The 17,215-nt window shown below is 50.7% G+C and carries 17 protein-coding genes and 1 riboswitch; of the genes, 9 read left to right on the top strand and 8 right to left on the bottom strand.

Annotated elements, in window-relative coordinates; genetic code table 11:
- The first annotated feature begins 124 nt into the window (after positions 1-124).
- The 5 genes from cecR to M979_RS02495 all read left to right on the top strand — a co-directional run bounded on the left by cecR (position 125) and on the right by M979_RS02495 (position 5,926).
- A complete protein-coding gene (cecR, locus tag M979_RS02515; protein WP_064553550.1) occupies positions 125-820 on the top strand; it encodes a transcriptional regulator CecR in 696 nt (231 codons plus the stop codon).
- Positions 810-1,808 carry a secretion protein HlyD gene (hlyD, locus tag M979_RS02510; RefSeq protein WP_064553760.1) on the top strand — a complete coding sequence of 333 codons (999 nt, stop codon included), beginning with the start codon at positions 810-812 and terminating at the stop codon, positions 1,806-1,808. The genes cecR and hlyD overlap by 11 nt, the downstream gene beginning before the upstream one ends.
- Complete coding sequence (locus M979_RS02505; protein ID WP_157093198.1) at positions 1,801-3,549, top strand: ATP-binding cassette domain-containing protein; 1,749 nt, start codon at positions 1,801-1,803, stop codon at positions 3,547-3,549. The genes hlyD and M979_RS02505 overlap by 8 nt, the downstream gene beginning before the upstream one ends.
- Positions 3,536-4,675: an ABC transporter permease gene (locus tag M979_RS02500; protein WP_064553546.1), complete on the top strand. Its 1,140-nt coding sequence runs from the start codon at positions 3,536-3,538 to the stop codon at positions 4,673-4,675. The genes M979_RS02505 and M979_RS02500 overlap by 14 nt, the downstream gene beginning before the upstream one ends.
- Positions 4,676-4,819: 144 nt before the next feature.
- Positions 4,820-5,926: an ABC transporter permease gene (locus tag M979_RS02495; RefSeq protein WP_064553758.1), complete on the top strand. Its 1,107-nt coding sequence runs from the start codon at positions 4,820-4,822 to the stop codon at positions 5,924-5,926.
- 87 nt (positions 5,927-6,013) lie between these two features.
- Here M979_RS02495 and M979_RS02490 read toward each other — a convergent pair whose 3' ends face one another.
- Positions 6,014-6,415 carry a YbhQ family protein gene (locus M979_RS02490; RefSeq protein WP_034456528.1) on the bottom strand — a complete coding sequence of 134 codons (402 nt, stop codon included), beginning with the start codon at positions 6,413-6,415 and terminating at the stop codon, positions 6,014-6,016.
- A 132-nt stretch (positions 6,416-6,547) separates the two neighbouring features.
- On the opposite strand from M979_RS02490, the gene M979_RS02485 reads away from it, so the two are divergent.
- From M979_RS02485 to M979_RS02475, 3 genes are read left to right on the top strand one after another with little or no spacing between them, the layout of a single operon-like run.
- Positions 6,548-7,306, top strand: coding sequence for an endonuclease/exonuclease/phosphatase family protein (locus M979_RS02485; RefSeq protein ID WP_064553544.1), 759 nt, complete (start codon positions 6,548-6,550; stop codon positions 7,304-7,306).
- Positions 7,303-8,547, top strand: coding sequence for a cardiolipin synthase ClsB (gene clsB, locus M979_RS02480; protein WP_064553542.1), 1,245 nt, complete (start codon positions 7,303-7,305; stop codon positions 8,545-8,547). Before M979_RS02485 ends, clsB begins: the two co-directional genes overlap by 4 nt.
- Positions 8,547-9,515, top strand: coding sequence for a lysylphosphatidylglycerol synthase domain-containing protein (locus tag M979_RS02475; protein ID WP_064553540.1), 969 nt, complete (start codon positions 8,547-8,549; stop codon positions 9,513-9,515). Before clsB ends, M979_RS02475 begins: the two co-directional genes overlap by 1 nt.
- A gap of 49 nt (positions 9,516-9,564) precedes the next feature.
- Here the strand turns inward: M979_RS02475 and M979_RS02470 are convergent, their stop codons facing one another.
- From M979_RS02470 to moaA, 6 genes are all read right to left on the bottom strand, one after another.
- Complete coding sequence (locus tag M979_RS02470) at positions 9,565-10,275, bottom strand: Bax inhibitor-1/YccA family protein (RefSeq protein WP_034456535.1); 711 nt, start codon at positions 10,273-10,275, stop codon at positions 9,565-9,567.
- An 87-nt stretch (positions 10,276-10,362) separates the two neighbouring features.
- Positions 10,363-10,815 carry a molybdopterin synthase catalytic subunit MoaE gene (moaE, locus tag M979_RS02465; protein WP_034456538.1) on the bottom strand — a complete coding sequence of 151 codons (453 nt, stop codon included), beginning with the start codon at positions 10,813-10,815 and terminating at the stop codon, positions 10,363-10,365.
- A 1-nt stretch (position 10,816) separates the two neighbouring features.
- Complete coding sequence (moaD, locus tag M979_RS02460) at positions 10,817-11,062, bottom strand: molybdopterin synthase sulfur carrier subunit (RefSeq protein WP_064553538.1); 246 nt, start codon at positions 11,060-11,062, stop codon at positions 10,817-10,819.
- Positions 11,055-11,540, bottom strand: coding sequence for a cyclic pyranopterin monophosphate synthase MoaC (moaC, locus tag M979_RS02455; RefSeq protein ID WP_034456542.1), 486 nt, complete (start codon positions 11,538-11,540; stop codon positions 11,055-11,057). The genes moaD and moaC overlap by 8 nt, the downstream gene beginning before the upstream one ends.
- 3 nt (positions 11,541-11,543) lie before the next feature.
- Positions 11,544-12,056 carry a molybdenum cofactor biosynthesis protein B gene (gene moaB / locus M979_RS02450; RefSeq protein ID WP_064553536.1) on the bottom strand — a complete coding sequence of 171 codons (513 nt, stop codon included), beginning with the start codon at positions 12,054-12,056 and terminating at the stop codon, positions 11,544-11,546.
- Positions 12,057-12,101: 45 nt separating this feature from the next.
- Positions 12,102-13,091 carry a GTP 3',8-cyclase MoaA gene (gene moaA, locus M979_RS02445; RefSeq protein WP_064553534.1) on the bottom strand — a complete coding sequence of 330 codons (990 nt, stop codon included), beginning with the start codon at positions 13,089-13,091 and terminating at the stop codon, positions 12,102-12,104.
- Positions 13,079-13,212, bottom strand: a riboswitch (molybdenum cofactor riboswitch). (Overlaps the previous gene by 13 nt.)
- Before the next feature lie 199 nt (positions 13,213-13,411).
- On the opposite strand from moaA, the gene yvcK reads away from it, so the two are divergent.
- On the top strand, positions 13,412-14,320 hold the full coding sequence (yvcK, locus tag M979_RS02440; RefSeq protein ID WP_034456548.1) for a uridine diphosphate-N-acetylglucosamine-binding protein YvcK: 909 nt from the start codon (positions 13,412-13,414) through the stop codon (positions 14,318-14,320).
- 94 nt (positions 14,321-14,414) lie between these two features.
- On the opposite strand, the gene uvrB is transcribed toward yvcK, so the two are convergent.
- Positions 14,415-16,430, bottom strand: a complete 2,016-nt coding sequence (uvrB, locus tag M979_RS02435) for an excinuclease ABC subunit UvrB (RefSeq protein WP_064553532.1) — start codon at positions 16,428-16,430, stop codon at positions 14,415-14,417.
- Positions 16,431-17,215: the final 785 nt, after the last annotated feature.

Below are 17,215 nucleotides of genomic sequence, written 5' to 3'. Positions count from 1 at the left end.
TGTGACTCTGCGCACAAATTCTATTTTTCGACGCAATCACAAGATAATTGTTGGGAACTGGACACCTGGGTTTCAGGCGCCTACTCTTAATCAATCGATTGATTAACTTTTTTAAGAGGTCGGTATGAATGCAACACCGACGCCTGCAACTTCCCGCGGTGAACAGGCAAAAAATACGCTGATTGCTTCCGCTATCGCCCAGTTTGGTGAGTATGGTCTACATGCCACCACTCGCGATATTGCCGCCCTTGCCGGGCAAAATATTGCTGCCATCACCTACTATTTTGGTTCAAAAGAAGAGTTGTATATGGCATCCGCGCAATGGATAGCCGACTTTATCACGCAAAATTTCAAGCCTCATGTCGAACGAGCCGAGGCTATTCTCAACCAGCAACAACCCGATAAATCACAAATTCGCGAGCTCATTCATACCGCTTGTGAACACATGATTGTCCTGCTGACCGCCGATGAAACGCTGAACCTCAGCAAGTTTATTTCCCGCGAACAGCTCTCGCCAACTCCCGCTTACCAACTGATTCACGATCAAGTGATTGCGCCGATGCATACGCATCTGACATGCCTGGTCGGGCGATATACCGGGCGCCATCCGGATGATACCGAAACAATTCTCCATACCCATGCGCTGCTTGGACAAATACTGGCTTTTCGACTCGGGCGAGAAACCATTCTTTTGCGCGCCGGCTGGCCGACGTTTGATAAAGAGAACGTGAAACAAATCAGCGATGTGGTACGCAGCCATATCGATTTCATTTTGCAGGGGTTATCAATGGAACGAGGAAATGCCAGCAATGAAAAGTAAAAAGCCGATAATTATCGTGGCGCTGGTGGCGCTTATCGCGGCGGGACTTGGCGGTTGGTACTGGTACAAAAGCCAGCAAGACCAGGGCCTGACATTGTATGGAAACGTGGATATTCGCACCGTTAATTTGAGCTTCCGCGTCGGCGGGCGTCTTGCGGCGTTACAGGTTGACGAAGGTGATGTAATCAAAGCGGGAGAAACGCTGGGCGAGCTGGATCAAGGGCCGTATCAAAATGCGCTTCTTCAGGCACAGGCAAATGCCGCAGCGGCGCAGGCAAAATTTGATTTGATCATCGCCGGTTACCGTGACGAAGAAATCGCTCAGGCCGCAGCGCAGGTAAACCAGGCCCAGGCCGCTTTTGATTACGCGCAGAACTTTTATCAGCGCCAGCAAGGTTTGTGGGCACGCCGCGTGATTTCTGCCAACGAACTGGAAAATGCCCGCTCATCGAGCGACCAGGCGAAAGCGACGCTGAAAGCCGCGCGCGATAAGTTAAGCCAGTATCGTACCGGTAACCGCCCACAGGAAATTGCCCAGGCCCAAGCCAGCTTGCAACAGGCGAAAGCCCAGCTTGCTCAGGCGCAACTGGATTTACAAGACACCACACTGATCGCGCCGTCTGACGGCACGCTGCTGACCCGCGCGGTTGAACCTGGCACCATGTTGAACGCCGGAAGTACCGTGTTTACCCTCTCCCTCACCCGCCCGGTTTGGGTACGTGCTTACGTCAACGAGGTGAGTCTGAATCAGGCAAAACCAGGTACAGAACTGCTGGTTTACACCGATGGTCGCCCGGATAAGCCGTATCACGGCAAGATTGGCTTTGTCTCCCCAACCGCAGAGTTCACCCCGAAAACGGTCGAAACACCTGACTTACGCACCGACCTGGTTTATCGCCTGCGAATTATCGTCACCGATGCCGACGACGCGCTGCGCCAGGGAATGCCGGTCACCGTGAAATTCAATGACGAGAAAGCGCATGAGTAGCCAGGACGGTATCATTCGCCTGCAAGGGCTAATGAAGCAGTTCCCCGGCCAGGAAAAACCGGCTGTGGCACGCCTTGAGTGTGAGATTCATACCGGTTCAGTGACAGGTTTGGTCGGTCCGGATGGCGCGGGGAAAACCACGCTGATGCGCATGCTGGCGGGGCTGTTAAAACCAAGCGAAGGGAATGCCAACGTCATCGGGCTTGATCCCATAGAAGATGACCGTGCGTTACATGCGGTTCTGGGATACATGCCGCAAAAGTTTGGCCTGTATGAAGATTTAACCGTGATGGAAAACCTGACGCTGTACGCCGATTTACGTGGTGTGACCGGGGAGGAACGCGAAAAAACTTTTAAGCGGCTGCTGGAATTTACCGCGCTCGGCCCGTTTACCACCCGCCTTGCCGGGAAACTCTCCGGTGGGATGAAGCAGAAACTCGGCCTCGCCTGCACACTTGTCGGCCAGCCAAAAGTGCTATTGCTTGATGAACCCGGCGTTGGCGTCGATCCGATTTCGCGCCGTGAATTGTGGCAAATGGTGCATGAACTGGCAGGCGACGGCATGCTGATTCTTTGGAGTACCTCGTACCTCGACGAAGCCGAACAATGCCGCGACGTGCTACTGATGAACGAAGGCGAACTGTTGTATCACGGTGCCCCTAAAGAACTGACGCAGCAAATGGCTGGGCGCTCACTGCTGGTAACTCATAGTGATGAGAACAACCGCAAGTTGCTGCAACGTGCGCTGAAATTGCCGCAGGTCAGCGACGGTGTGATTCAGGGCCGTTCGGTGCGCCTGATACTCGCCAAAGACGCCTCTGTTGAAGAACTCACCCAGGCGCTGAATGTGTCGCCAGAAAATATTTCACAAACCGAACCACGCTTTGAAGATGCGTTTATCGACCTGCTAGGCGGCGCGGCAACCCAGGAATCTCCACTGGGGAAAATTCTGCACACTGTAGAAGGGAAGCCAGGGGAAACCGTTATCAAAGCCGAATCACTAACCAAAAAATTCGGTGATTTTGCAGCCACCGATAACGTTGATTTTACCGTCCAGCGCGGGGAGATTTTTGGTCTGTTAGGGCCAAATGGTGCCGGGAAATCCACTACTTTTAAAATGATGTGTGGCCTGCTGGTACCCACCTCCGGCAAAGCTCTGGTGCTGGATATGGACTTGAAAACCAGCTCAGGAAAAGCTCGCCAGCATCTTGGCTATATGGCACAGAAATTTTCGTTATACGGCAACCTTACCGTAGAACAAAACCTGCGATTTTTCTCCGGCGTCTATGGTCTGCGCGGCAAAGCTCAGGAGGAGAAAATTAACCGTATGAGTGAAGCTTTCAGCCTAAAACCAATCATGAACAGCTCAACAGATGCGCTCCCCCTGGGCTTTAAGCAGCGCCTGGCGCTGGCCTGTTCGCTGATGCACGAGCCAGATATTTTGTTTCTTGATGAGCCAACATCGGGCGTTGACCCGATCACCCGCCGTGAGTTCTGGCTGCATATCAATAGCATGGTGGAGAAAGGCGTGACCGTTATGGTGACCACGCACTTTATGGATGAAGCCGAATACTGTGACCGCATCGGGCTGGTTTATCGCGGTAAGTTAATAGCCAGCGGCACGCCGGATGACCTGAAAGAACAAGCCGCCGACGACGAGCAAACTGACCCGACTATGGAGCAGGCATTTATTACGCTTATCCATCAGTGGGATAAGGAGCACGAAAATGCGCGAACATAACCAAGCCGTTTCCTGGCGGCGCGTACGTGCTCTGTGCGTGAAAGAAACACGCCAGATCGTGCGCGACCCAAGCAGTTGGTTGATTGCGGTGGTTATCCCACTGTTGCTGCTGTTTATCTTTGGCTATGGCATCAACCTCGACTCCAGCCGTCTACGCGTTGGCGTGCTGCTGGAGCAGCAAAGCGAGGAAGCTCTGGATTTCGCCCATACCATTACAGCCTCCCCCTACATCGACCCGACCATCAGCGATAACCGCCAGCACCTGATTCAACTGATGCAGGCGGGGAAAATTCGCGGGCTGGTCGTTATCCCTACTGATTTTGCACAAAATATGGCACGAACCGGGGCCACCGCGCCGGTGCAGGTGATAACCGATGGCAGCGAACCCAATACCGCCAACTTCGTGCAGGGTTACATGGAGGGGATTTGGCAAATCTGGCAACAACAGCGCGCAGAAGACCGGGGTGAAAAGTTTGAGCCGTTAATTGACGTGCAACTACGTTATTGGTTTAACCCGGCGGCCATTAGCCAGCATTTTATTATTCCGGGAGCCATTACCATCATCATGACGGTGATTGGTGCGATCCTGACCTCACTGGTCGTCGCGCGCGAATGGGAACGCGGCACCATGGAAGCGCTACTCTCCACCCAGGTGACACGCACTGAACTACTGCTGTGCAAACTGCTGCCTTATTACGTGCTGGGTATGCTGGCAATGTTGCTGTGCATGTTGGTGTCGGTGTTTATTCTTGGCGTGCCTTATCGCGGTTCGCTGCTGATTTTGTTCTTTATCACCAGCCTGTTTTTACTCAGCACACTCGGTATGGGGCTACTGATTTCAACCATCACCCGCAACCAGTTTAACGCAGCCCAGGTGGCGCTAAACGCCGCGTTTCTGCCGTCGATTATGCTGTCGGGTTTTATCTTCCAGATTGACAGCATGCCCGCGATTATCCGCGCGGTGACCTATATCATTCCGGCGCGCTATTTCGTCAGTACGCTGCAAAGCCTGTTTCTGGCGGGGAATATCACAACCGTGTTAATCATCAACGTGCTGTTTTTAATTGGCTCAGCGGTGATGTTTATCGGCCTGACGGCACTGAAAACCAAACGTCGTCTTGATTAGGCACAACTGGCTAAAGGCGTAATAGTTGCGGTCAGTTTGGGCGCGGACAGCGCGGAGGAACCGGGCGTACATGAAGTACGTGAGGATTCCGAGCACTGCCCAAACCCAAAATGGCAAAAAAATAGCCTGTTAATGGGGAACGACATGTTTTATCGACTCTGGACACTGATCCGCAAAGAACTGCAATCCCTGCTGCGCGAACCGCAAACGCGCGCGATTTTAATTCTGCCTGTGGTGTTGCAGGTAGTTCTGTTTCCGTTTGCCGCCACGCTTGAAGTCACGAATGCGACCATTGCCATTTATAACGAAGATAACGGCAGCCACTCCGTTGAACTGACTCAGCGCTTTGCGCGCGCTAAAGCGTTTAGTCATGTCCTGCTGCTGAAAAGCCCGCAGGAGATCCAGCCGACAATTGATAACCAAAAGGCACTGCTTTTGATTCGCTTCCCGGCCGAGTTTTCACGTGATATTGCCAGCCAGCAGCAAGCCAAACTGCAAATTATTCTCGATGGGCGTAACTCCAATAGCGCACAGATTGCGGCAAATTATCTGCAACAGATCGTCAAGAATTACCAGCAGGAACTGGTATCCGGGCAGCCAAAACCGAATAACAGCGAACTGGTGGTCCGCAACTGGTACAACCCAAATCTGGATTACAAATGGTTCGTGGTGCCGTCGCTGATTGCAATGATAACCACCATCGGCGTGATGATTGTGACCTCGCTTTCCGTAGCGCGTGAGCGTGAACAAGGCACCCTTGATCAACTTCTGGTTTCCCCACTCGCAACCTGGCAAATTTTTGTCGGCAAAGCGGTGCCTGCGCAAATTGTAGCGCTTGGCCAGGCAACTATCGTGCTGGCTGTTGGGATATGGGGTTATCACATTCCGTTTTCCGGCTCGCTACTACTGTTTTACTTCACGATGCTGATATACGGTTTGTCGCTGGTGGGGTTTGGTTTGCTTATCTCGTCTCTGTGTTCAACACAGCAGCAGGCGTTTATCGGGGTATTTGTCTTTATGATGCCAGCGATTTTACTGTCGGGTTATGTGTCGCCCGTCGAGAATATGCCAGTGTGGTTGCAGAATCTGACATGGGTAAATCCAATACGGCATTTCACCGATATCACTAAACAGATTTATTTGAAGAACGCGAGTTTTGACATTGTGTGGGGAAGTGTGTGGCCACTATTGGTGATAGCGGTCACAACGGGTTCAGCGGCGTATTGGATGTTTCGGCGCAAAATCGCCTGATGCCCGACGTACTTCAAGTTGCCTGTGCGTTGGTATCCTTGCTCACCCCAGTCACTTACTCAAGTAAGTGACTGGGGACTCACTGCGTTACCGCCTTCCTGCAACTCGAATAACTTTGGGCATATCTTTAACCAGCAGTGAATAAATAATCGGCCCGGCAATCATTGCCAGGCCTGCGCCTGCCAGCAGGAATTTGTTTTCGACCACGCGTGACAACAGCCACAGCACAATCATCGCATTGCCGAAATACCAGGTGGTAGTCAGCTCTTCAAGAAAATCACCAATGTCACGTAACCGCCCGCTGCGCACACGCTGCAGGGCGAACATTAAAATTACTGTTGCTGCATAGAGCAAACATAAGCCAATGCCGACCGGTATGAGGGAGGCAGTTTTCCAGCCAACGAGCAGTAAACAAAGCACAGAAAGATGCAGCATTATCTGCCAGCAACTTAGGCCTGTTGTCACTTGTACGCGTTGTTGCCATTTCATTATTTCTCTCCTGGCCGCTATTTCTTGTCATTCAGAGTACCGCAGTATGCGGAAAATTCTGTAACCCGGCACCTATTTGTGACAGAGACTACACTTTATTTTCATCAGGATGTTAACAATGCCGGGAGAAGCATGAGTAATAAGACTCAGCACTTATCCTTTAAAGTGCTCACAATTAATACACACAAAGGTTTTACCGCACTCAACCGGCGTTTCATTTTGCCTGAGTTGCGTGATGCAGTACGTGCAGTTTCTGCTGACATTGTCTGTTTGCAGGAGGTAATGGGTGCTCATGAAGCCCACTCTGTGCACGTTGATAACTGGCCAGATACCAGCCACTACGAATATCTGGCTGATACAATGTGGAGCGATTTTGCCTACGGGCGCAATGCGGTTTATCCCGAAGGTCATCACGGCAATGCCGTCTTGTCTCGCTTTCCTATTAGTCATTTTGAAAATCGCGATATCTCGGTAGAAGGCCACGAAAAACGCGGCATGCTGCACTGCCAGATAAACCTACCGGGAGCCAATATTCGTGCGCATGTCATTTGTGTGCATCTTGGTTTGCATGACGCTCATCGTAAGGCTCAGCTCAATCTGCTCTGCCAACTGGTAAATGAGCTTCCTGAAGGTGAGCCTGTCATAGTGGCTGGCGACTTTAACGACTGGCAGCAACGCGCTAACCGGCAATTAAAGCAAACCGGATTAGATGAAGTATTTACTCGCGCATCTGGCCGCCCGGCGCGCACCTTCCCTGCCCGCTTTCCGCTGCTTCGCCTCGATAGAATTTATGTGAAAAATGCGTCCGCGAGTGCACCAACAGCGCTGCCATTGCGGCAGTGGCGACATCTCTCCGACCATGCGCCATTAGCCGTGGAGATTCATATATGAAAAATAATTGGCGTGACGGGAACCGAATTACATTACTCGAAAACGGTGACCAGTTTTTCCCGGCGGTATTTAAAGCCATCGAAAATGCACGCAGCAAAGTGATTCTCGAGACATTCATCTGGTTTGAAGATGATGTCGGAAAGCAATTACATGAAGTTTTGCTTAATGCTGCCCGTCGCGGTGTGAGTGTCGAAGTCTTGCTTGATGGCTATGGTTCACCAGATTTAAGCGATGATTTTGTCAACCAACTGACTACCGCCGGAGTGATGTTCCGCTATTACGATCCGCGCCCGTTGGTGTTTGGCATGCGTACTAATTTGTTCCGCCGTATGCACCGCAAAATCGTGGTGGTGGATGGCATCGTTGCATTTGTCGGCGGTATTAACTATTCCGCAGAACAGATGAGTGATTACGGCCCTGAGGCGAAGCAAGATTATTCGGCCAAAGTTGAAGGGCCAGTGGTGGATGATATTTACCAGTACGTGATTTCTAACCTGCCCGGCCACGAAGATAAACGCCACTGGTGGCGACGCCGCCGTAATCTGGCGCAAGAAAACCTGACGCCCGGTGAAGCGCAAGCGTTGTTTGTCTGGCGTGACAACAACCAGCACCGCGATGATATCGAACGTTATTACCTGAAAATGCTCAGTAAAGCGAAGCGAGAAGTGATTATTGCCAATGCCTATTTCTTCCCTGGCTACAGGCTGCTTCATGCAATGCGTACTGCATCTCGCCGTGGTGTATCCGTGAAATTGATTGTGCAGGGCGAGCCTGATATGCCGATTGTCAAAGTCGGTGCACGCCTGCTGTACAACTACTTAGTGCGTTCCGGAGTGAAAATCTATGAATATCACCGCCGCCCGCTGCACGGCAAAGTCGCCATCATGGATGACCATTGGGCAACGGTCGGCTCCAGCAATCTTGACCCGCTGAGTTTGTCGCTAAATCTTGAAGCGAATTTGATTATTCACGACCGCACATTCAATGACACTCTGCGTGCCAATCTAACCGGGTTGATTGCCAAAGATTGTCACCCGGTTGTTGAGTCGATGCTGCCAAAACGCACCTGGTGGAATTTGGGTAAGAGCGTGCTGGCGTTCCACTTCTTACGCCACTTCCCGGCGATGGTCGGCTGGTTGCCTGCGCATACACCAAAACTTGCGCAAGTGATGCCGCCCGCGCAGCCGCATATGGAAACGCAGGATCGGGTTGAGACAGATAATCCGGGGGTGAAATACTGATGTCGCACTCGCATCCAAAATGGCGCAAAGCAAAGAAGATACTCACCTGGCTGTTTTTCATCGCTGTGATCGTGCTGCTGACGGTGTATGCAACGAAGGTTGACTGGGAGGAGGTGTGGAAGGTTATCCGCAACTACAACCGCCTCGCACTGTTTAGCGCAGTCGGCCTGGTTATTTTGAGCTACCTGATTTATGGCTGTTATGATTTATTGGCACGATCGTATTGCGGGCATAAACTGGCAAAGCGCCAGGTGATGTTAGTGTCGTTTATCTGTTATGCCTTTAACTTAACGCTGAGTACCTGGGTTGGCGGCATTGGCATGCGCTATCGGCTCTATTCTCGGCTTGGCCTGCCCAGTGCCACCATCACACGTATTTTTTCGTTAAGTATTTCCACTAACTGGCTCGGCTATATTCTGCTGGCAGGTATGATTTTTACCGTCGGCGTGGTGCAACTGCCAGAGCACTGGTATATCGATGAGACGACGCTGCGGATTTTAGGTGCCGTTCTACTGGCGATTATCGCGGTGTATCTGTGGTTCTGCGCCTTTGCTAAACATCGCCATATGACGATAAAAGGCCAGCGTCTGGTGCTCCCATCCTTTAAGTTTGCTCTGTTGCAATTAGCAATTTCGGGCGGCAACTGGATGGTTATGGGCGCGATTATCTGGCTGTTGCTGGGTCAGGATGTGAATTACTTCTTCGTATTAGGCGTACTTTTGGTCAGCAGTATTGCCGGGGTGATTGTGCATATTCCTGCCGGGATCGGTGTGCTAGAGGCGGTGTTTATCGCACTACTGGCAGGGGAGCATGTAAGCAACGGTACTATTATCGCCGCCTTGATTGCCTATCGAATGCTCTATTTTATCGCCCCACTGCTGCTGGCGATTATTTGCTATTTAGGGCTTGAGAGTCGGGCGAAGAAGATGCGAGTGAAGAACGAGAAGAATATTCAGGAGAGTTCGTAACAATCAGGGTGGATGTCGCTTACGCTAATCCACCCTATATAAATCGAAATTAACGGCGGTTGCCGAAAATACGCAACAACATCAAGAACAAGTTGATGAAGTCGAGATACAAGGTCAATGCGCCAAGAATGGAATATTTGCGCATGGTTTGCGTATCACGGGTATCAATTTGCTCACCGATGTTTTTCAGCTTCTGGGTGTCATAGGCTGTCAGACCAACAAACACAATCACGCCGATATATGTTACAGCCCACATCAGCGCCGTGCTTTTCAGCCACATGTTCACCAGTGAAGCCAACACAATACCGATCAGCGCCATAAACAGCATATTGCCAAAACCGCTGAGATCACGCTTGGTAGTATAACCGTACAGGCTCATGGCCCCGAACATCCCGCCTGCGACAACGAAGGTGCTGGCGATGGACGAGTAGGTGTAGACAATAAAAATACTGGAAAGCGTCAGGCCCGTTAATGCCGAATAGAGCATGAACAAGCTGGTTGCCATACCCGCGCTGAGCTTATGCACCATGCCCGAGAGCACAAACACTAAACCCAACTGCACGATGATAAGCCCGAAGAAAGTGATTTTACTGGAAAAGACGAATTCCATTACGGCTGGCGTATTCGCAGCATACCAGGCGACAAATGCCGTCAGTAACAGGCCGCAGGTCATCCAGCCGTAAACTTGTGCCATATATGCCTGCAAACCGGTACGGGCCTGCTGCACGATGGTGTCATTGGAACGTGGGAATCGATCCATGATGCTTCCTTAAGTGAATTACGTTGACCGAATTTCAGGCTTGCCAGCCTGTACCTTAAGATTAACACAACTGCGCGAAGGTGCCTGTTACCAGCGTTTGGCCGCCTGCTTATCGCTTTCGCGTGATTCGACCCAACGGTCGCCTTCTGCAGTGGCTTCACGCTTCCAGAACGGAGCACGAGTTTTCAGATAATCCATGATGAATTGCGCAGACTCAAATGCCGAACTACGGTGTGCACCGGTGACCCCGACAAAAACGATTTCATCACCTGGCCACAATTCACCGATGCGGTGAATCACACTTACTCGTTGCAGTGGCCAGCGAAGACGAGCTTCTTCGATAATTTCAGCCAGCGCTTTTTCCGTCATGCCCGGATAGTGTTCGAGGGTTAACGCACTCACGCTATCACCAAGATTGTGGTTACGCACTTTGCCGGTAAAGGTCACAACTGCACCGTCTTCATCACACTGCGAGAGCCACTGATATTCATCACCAACGTTGAAATTTTCATGGCTTACGCGGATTCGGGTGTTTTCCATTTCAACCTCCGGTCACTGGTGGGAAGAAAGCGACTTCATCACCGTCGGTAAGTGGATGGTCGAAACTCACCAGCGTCTGGTTTACGGCGGCCAGCAATTTCCCGGACTCCAGAGCCAACGCCCAACGATCGCTTTTGGCTGCAAGGCTCTCGCGTAACTGTTCGACATCGCTAAAAGTGGCATCCAGTTGCAGTTGGTCACAATCGACTAATTCACGCACCTGGGCAAAAAACAGGACCTTAATCATTGCTCTCTACCTTAAAGTCGCCAGACTTGCCGCCACTTTTTGCCAGCAAACGCACCGGGCCAATCACCATATCTTTTTGCACGGCTTTGCACATATCGTAGATGGTTAACGCCGCGACTGATGCTGCGGTCAGGGCTTCCATTTCAACACCGGTTTTACCCGTCAAACGGCATACAGATTCAATGCGCACGCGGTTATGTTCAGGCTCAGCGGCTAAATTTACTTCGACTTTACTGAGCATTAGCGGGTGGCAGAGCGGAATCAAATCCCAGGTGCGCTTTGCAGCCTGAATTCCGGCAATACGCGCCGTGGCAAATACATCACCTTTGTGATGGCTGCCTTCAATAATCATGGCAAGCGTTGTAGCTTCCATCGTGATAAATGCTTCCGCACGCGCCTCGCGCACGGTTTCTGCCTTGGCGGAAACATCAACCATGTGCGCTTCGCCTTGCGCATTAATATGAGTCAGTTGCGACATAGTTTATTTCTTGAGATGTGGGTGGAAATTACAAGGGCGCACGCGGGCATCCAGTTGTGGCTGAATGATATTTTCCCATGCGGTATGGCATGCTTTGGTTGAACCTGGCATAGCAAAAATCAGCGTACGGTTCGCGATGCCAGCCAGCGCGCGCGATTGCAGCGTTGATGTGCCGATCTCTTCAAAAGAGAGCATACGGAACACTTCACCAAAACCTTCGATTTCGCGATCAAACAGCGGTAGTAACGCTTCTGGAGCCTGGTCACCATCGGTAAAACCAGTACCACCGTTAATCAACACCACCTGAACTTCATCATCAGCAATCCACTGGGAAACCTGGGCACGAATCGCGTAACGGTTTTCTTTCACAATAGCTTTGGCAACCACGTGGTGGCCCGCATCTGTTGCCGCCTCACGCAGATAATGGCCGGAGGTATCGTCTTCTTCGCCACGACGGCTTGAGACGGTCAGAATGGCAATATGTACCGGGATAAATTCGTTACTTATCTGGCTCATTGTTATCTTCCTTTTTATACCCAAATCATTGGGATACAGCGAATTTTAGCCGCCGATATAAGACAGGTTTTGAGTGATGCCGGTATCACCGTCATGCAGGAAATGGGTCTGTTTCTTGTGCGTTAAAGCTTCAGCAATGCGCGCCTCAAGCTCGTCGATTTGCCCGTCATCCGCCAGCAAATCCCGCAATGAAATACCCTGTTCACCAAACAAACACAGATGCAAATTGCCGACCGACGACACGCGTAGGCGGTTGCAAGTGGCACAGAAGTCTTTTTCATACGGCATGATCAAGCCAATTTCACCCGCGTAATCCGGGTGACAAAAGACCTGTGCCGGGCCGTCGCTGCGGCTGCGAAGCTGGTGAATCCAGCCGCGAGCCAGAAGCTGGTCGCGAATGGTTTTGCCAGAAATGTGGTGTTTACGGAACAAATCGCCGCCGTCGCCGGTTTCCATCAGCTCAATAAAACGCAGTTGGATTGGACGGGGTTTGATCCACGCAAGGAAGGTGTCGAGTTCGTGGTGGTTAACATCGCGCATCAGCACGGCATTCACTTTTACGCGTTCAAAACCGGCGCTGAAAGCGGCATCAATACCATCCATTACCTGGCGGAATTTATCCTGCCCGGTAATGGCCTGGAACTGGCGGGCATCGAGGCTATCGACGCTGACATTCACAGCGGTCAACCCTGCATCGCGCCATTGCTGCACATCACGCGCAAGGCGATAGCCGTTCGTTGTCACGGCAATCTGGCGAATACCTGGGTTTTCACGCACCGCGGCGATTATGTCAGTGAAGTCTTTACGCAAAGAGGGTTCACCACCTGTCAGGCGTACTTTTTCAGTACCCAGGGCGGCAAAAGCGCGGGTAACACGGCGAATTTCATCGACGTTGAGGAAACTTTTGTTTGCCACGCCATAAGGCTTGTAGCCATCAGGCAGGCAATAGTTGCAACGGAAATTGCAAACATCGGTAATAGACAGACGCAGGTAAAAAAACTTACGTGCGAATGCATCGGTAAGCTGAGTAGCCATGTACACCTTCCAAATTCGGGAGATGCAGTCATTTCTTTCTGCACCCTGGTGACTCAAGGTCACGGCCAAAGCACCGTATCTTTCGACTTAGGTCCATAGGCTTAGTGTGTTTAGAGCGATAGTAGCGCGTGGGGAAGTTATTCGCCATAGCAGCTTTCGCTATATAAATCTATATATAACGAGCTAATCGTTCAATTTCGCCACAGACTACGCGAAAAGTGAACTTTTGCTTTGATATACATCATTAACCTCCGAGGCTGAATCGTATTCTGCACTCTTTTGCGCTACCTTATTTCGATAGTTCGTCATAAGGAATAGTTATGCGCAATCGTACGTTTGCGGATTTAGACCGGGTGGTCGCCCTTGGTGGTGGGCACGGTCTGGGCAGGGTTATGTCATCTCTGTCCTCTCTAGGTTCACGCTTAACCGGCATTGTAACTACAACCGATAACGGCGGTTCCACAGGTCGTATCAGGCGCTCTGAGGGAGGCATCGCCTGGGGTGATATGCGCAACTGTTTAAATCAGTTAATTACTGAACAAAGCGTTGCTTCGTCTATGTTTGAGTACCGTTTTGGCGGCAATGGTGAACTTTCCGGGCATAACCTCGGAAACTTGATGTTAAAGGCATTGGATCACCTGAGCGTGAGGCCTTTAGAAGCCATTAATTTAATTCGTAACCTGCTAAAAGTGGATGCATTTCTCATCCCGATGTCTGAACACCCTGTGGATTTGATGGCAACAGACGCAGATGGCCATTTTATTTATGGTGAGGTGGATATTGACCAACTCTCCTCGCCGCCGCAGGAGTTATCACTTTATCCCAAGGCGCACGCTACTCGCGAAGCGGTGCAGGCCATTGCCGAAGCGGATTTGATTCTGATTGGCCCAGGTAGTTTTTACACCAGCCTGATGCCGATACTGCTGCTTGAGGATATGGATCAAGCACTGCGCCGCACTCCTGCGCCAGTGGTTTTTATCGGTAATTTGGGTAAAGAGTTGAGCACCGCCGCAGCCAGTTTGTCGCTTGGGCAAACTTTAGACATCATGGAACAGCGCGTCGGGAAACGTATTATCGATGCGGTGGTGGTTGGCCCGCAGGTTGATGTGTCTGAAATTACCGACCGTGTGGTGATTCAGGAACCGCTGGAAGCTCGCGATATTCGTTACCGCCATGACCGGCACCTCCTTCGCCAGGCGCTGGAGAAAGCGCTTCAGCAATTGGGGTAGCGTTTTGTCGGGTGTCGCTTGCGCTAACCCGACCTACAAAACCGTTTTTCGTAGGGCGGATTAGCGTAAGCGACATCCGCCACTGTGAAGTGAACTACGAAGTCGCGATGAACAATTGCCGCAACTGATGGAGTTGGTCACGGATCTGAGCGGCCTCTTCAAATTCCAGATTTTGCGCATGCTCCAGCATCTTCCCTTCCAACTGGTGAATTTTTTGCTGCAAAGCTTTTGGCGTTAGAATGATTTCATCATCTTCAATCACGCTGCGCGCTTTACTCTTCATCCGGCCTTTGGTTTTCGCCATTCCTTCACCAAGCTGAAGGATATCCACAACCTTTTTATTCAACCCTTGCGGAGTAATACCGTTTTCTTCGTTATAGCGCTGTTGCTTCTCACGGCGACGTTCTGTTTCACCGATAGCCTTAGCCATTGACGGTGTGATTTTGTCGCCATACAGAATCGCTTTACCATTGATATTACGTGCCGCACGGCCAATAGTCTGAATCAGTGAACGCTCAGAACGCAGGAAACCCTCTTTATCGGCATCCAGAATCGCCACCAGCGACACTTCAGGCATATCCAACCCTTCACGAAGCAAGTTGATGCCCACCAGCACATCGAACTCGCCAAGTCGTAAATCACGGATGATTTCCATACGCTCAACGGTATCGATATCTGAGTGCAGGTAACGCACCCGCTCACCATGCTCTTCCAGGTATTCCGTCAAATCTTCGGCCATGCGTTTAGTCAGCGTCGTGACCAACACGCGTTCGTTAACTTCAACGCGCTTGCGAATTTCAGAGAGCAGATCGTCAACCTGAGTACCGACCGGACGAACTTCGATAACCGGGTCCAACAAGCCGGTAGGCCTGACAACCTGATCAACAACATCGCCGCCAGACTTTTCTAGCTCATAATTGCTCGGCGTTGCCGAAACATAAATGGTTTGCGGTGCCAGCGCTTCAAACTCTTCAAATCTCAGCGGGCGGTTATCAAGTGCTGATGGCAAACGGAAGCCATACTCCACAAGTGTTTCCTTGCGCGAACGGTCACCTTTGTACATACCGCCGATTTGCGGAATTGTTACGTGAGATTCATCAACAATTAGCAAGCCATCTGCTGGTAGGTAATCGAAAAGCGTAGGGGGTGGCTCGCCAGGGCCGCGACCAGAGAGGAATCGCGAGTAGTTTTCTACCCCTGAGCAGTAACCAAGTTCATTCATCATCTCTAAGTCGAACTGAGTACGTTGCGTCAGGCGCTGTTCTTCAAGCAGTTTATTGTTTGCCAACAGAACCTTGCGGCGGTCTGCCAGCTCAACTTTGATCTCTTCCATGGCTTGCAGAATACGTTCACGCGGTGTGACGTAGTGCGATTTGGGATAGACAGTGAAGCGCTGAATAGTTTGGTCAATTTGACCGGTCAGCGGGTCAAACAGCGACAGCCGTTCTACTTCTTCATCGAAGAGTTCTACGCGTAAGGCGAGATCGTCTGATTCAGCCGGGAAGATATCAACCACTTCACCGCGCACGCGGAAAGTGCCGCGCTGGAATGCCTGATCGTTACGGGTATATTGCAGCTCCGTCAGGCGGCGCAGAATTGATCGCTGATCGATAATCATCCCTTTGGTCAGATGCAGCATCATCTTCAGATAAAGGTCCGGGTCACCCAGACCGTAAATCGCTGAGACTGACGCCACCACGATAACATCTCGTCTTTCGAGCAACGCTTTGGTCGCAGACAGACGCATCTGCTCGATGTGCTCGTTAACCGAAGAGTCCTTCTCGATAAATGTATCGGAACTTGGGACGTAAGCTTCTGGTTGGTAGTAGTCATAATAAGAGACGAAGAATTCTACCGCGTTATCCGGAAAGAACTCTTTCATCTCACCATACAACTGCGCGGCCAGCGTTTTATTAGGAGCCAGCACCATAGTGGGGCGTTGCAAATCTGCAATCACATTCGCCACGGTAAATGTTTTGCCAGAGCCGGTTACACCAAGCAACGTCTGATGAGCAAGCCCATCCTGTAACCCCTCTTCAAGGCGGCGAATAGCTTCCGGCTGGTCGCCAGAAGGTTTGAATGCTGAATTTAATTTGAACGCTTTACTCATGAAGAGGCTACCTGATGAAGAAACGAGCGGGCCGGAGGATAATTTTACTCGGCACAGAAAATTTTGCCAGAAAATAATACTGGATGAAAAACCAGTTCCTCACTGCCGAGTTTATGATACTTACCCTCTTTAACGTCTGGTTTGCCGGTAAAATACTCAACTCACAGATATTTCAGCTGACCAAAATGGTTATCCCCAGATTTTTTTACCTTTTAACATTTGTCAAGCTGTGTCATAAAAGCGTAAGGAACATTCGTGGCACTTTTATTGCAACGATTGATTTTATTCAACTAGTTGATTTAGAAATGTTATTTAGGAAAGTCTGGTTTCGCGCCAATTCATGCGCAACCCGCGCCCGCTCTCGCTTACCGCAAGTTTTCTAACTCTAATGCACATGGTTATCCACAGGAATAGTGGATAACTGCTCTCAGCCCTTTTGCAGCGCACACCGCAAAAAACCATAAATTCTCTGTGCCAGGGCCCAAAAATATTTTTCTTCATTATTTTTACCCTTTTTGGACTGGTCTGAAGCCAGCCAGTTCTTATGATCCTGCTCACGAATTGCGCATTTGTATGGAGCAGTCGTCTGGAGTTGCACCAAACACACCAAAGACGAGGCACCGACAAAGTGCATTCTGTTTTTCGAGTCGTAGAAGCCGAAGGTTTATTCAACCATTTTCATGAGGCTTTTCTCAAAGTTGCATTGTTCTGGGCAGTAAACGGGTTAATGGCAAGGTAATTGCAAAGTTTGTAACTCTTGCTTCGTGTTGCAGAAGCAGCCTGGG

Origin of the sequence: Buttiauxella noackiae ATCC 51607 (genome assembly GCF_001654865.1) — a bacterium.
In the GTDB taxonomy this organism is placed as follows: Bacteria; Pseudomonadota; Gammaproteobacteria; order Enterobacterales; family Enterobacteriaceae; genus Buttiauxella; species Buttiauxella noackiae.
Note: the sequence above shows the minus strand (reverse complement) of the source record. Positions and strands in the feature narration are given on the sequence as shown.